This window comes from Spirillospora sp. NPDC127506 (genome assembly GCF_040302145.1).
Classification (GTDB): Bacteria; Actinomycetota; Actinomycetes; order Streptosporangiales; family Streptosporangiaceae; genus Spirillospora.
Map to the genome: position 1 here is coordinate 1 of NZ_JBEORG010000112.1, position 1,027 is coordinate 1,027.

General features: G+C 67.0%; 1 pseudogene. It reads right to left on the minus strand.

The features are described 5' to 3' along the window. Positions 1 to 312: 312 nt before the first annotated feature. Positions 313 to 1,027 (minus strand): annotated as a pseudogene (locus ABTW95_RS35705) (IS5 family transposase); the annotation flags it as partial.

Genomic DNA, 1,027 nt, shown 5'->3' on the forward strand with positions numbered 1-1,027 from the left:
CTTTGTTCACGGGTCGTGAAGTCTGTTCTTCGTGACTTCGGGGGGCACCCGCCGAGGCGATTGCCGATGTGCACGAGAACGGAAGGCAGCTCGTCACCGGGGACGTTGGGCGGCGTTGGAGCCGCACTGCCGGTCACCTGACTCCGTAGCCAGCGCTTCTGTCCCCCCGGTGGCCCGTTCTTTGAGGACGCCGGACAGCCGACACGATTCCCGGCGGTACCTCGCGATGGGGAAACGAGCAGGTCAGGCGCGTTTTCTTTGTTCCGCTTCGCTGCCCTCGCCGATCGCGCCAGCTCCGTCTTAGACGTCGTTTCATTTGGCGAGGCGGCGGTGGCAGATGAGGGCCGCAGCTATGCCGACAAAGGCGAGGAAGTGTTCTGCCTTGCGTTCGTAACGGCGGTGGAGCCGGCGGCAGCCGGCGAACCAGGACACGGTCCTTTCGACGACCCACCGGTGGCGGCCGAGACGTTGGGAGGACTCGATACCCTTGCGGGCGATGCGGTGGCGGATGCCGCGTCTGCGGAGCCATCGGCGCAGATGGTCGTAGTCGTAGCCCTTGTCTGCGTGGAGCTTGGCGGGGCGTCGCCGACGAGGTCCTCGCCGGGACCGGATCGGTAGGATGCCCCGCACGAGCGGTTCAAGACCGAGGCTGTCGTGCATGTTCGCGCCGGAAATGCCCAGCGAGAGCGGCAGTCCGTTCCGGTCGGTGATCAAGTGGATTTTCGATCCAGGCTTGCCACGGTCGGTCGGATTCGGTCCCGTCAGAGGCCCCCTTTTGCAGCCCTCATGCTGACGGAGTCGATCGCGCAGCGCGACCAGTCCAATTCCCCGCGGGCGCCGAGTTCGTCAAGGATGACGCGGTGGAGCCGGGCCCAGACCCGGGCCCGGCTCCACTGGGCGAAGCGTCGGTAGACCGTTTGCCAGCTCGGGCCGAACACCGGTGGCAGCTGCCGCCAGGTGCAGCCCGAGGTGGCCACGAAGATGATCGCGGCCAATGCTTCGCGGTCACCCGCTCGACGCCGGCCGC